The sequence below is a fragment of the Pseudomonas sp. MD330_10 genome, from assembly GCF_042610415.1.
Taxonomy (GTDB): domain Bacteria; phylum Pseudomonadota; class Gammaproteobacteria; order Pseudomonadales; family Pseudomonadaceae; genus Aquipseudomonas; species Aquipseudomonas rhodesiae.
The window spans coordinates 1-312 of the sequence record NZ_JBHGZU010000060.1; the positions used below are offsets into that span (position 1 = coordinate 1).

At 61.2% G+C, this 312-nt stretch carries 1 protein-coding gene; it reads left to right on the forward strand.

The window, feature by feature from the left end:
* A partial coding sequence (locus ACFZPT_RS26610) for a hypothetical protein (protein ID WP_379555950.1) occupies window positions 1-312 on the forward strand: 312 nt, incomplete at both ends.

Genomic DNA, 312 nt, shown 5'->3' on the forward strand with positions numbered 1-312 from the left:
ATCTATGTCCACGACGACCGTGCGCGATTGGTGCAACGCATCGATCCCGATGGCGCGCAGCACTTCAAATCCTACGACGAAAAAGGCCGGCTGACAGTCGAGCAAGACCCGCTGGGCGCGGTGACGGCCTATCAGTACGACGAGGCCGGACGGCTGGTGGCGCTGTTTCCCGGCGAAGATGAGCCCACTACCTACGAGCATGACCACGGTTTCGTACGCGTGGTGCGCCGAGGTCAAGCGGTCTGGAAATACGAGCGCAATGACCAGGGCGATATCACCCGTAGCATCGATCCCGATGGGCATGTCACGGAC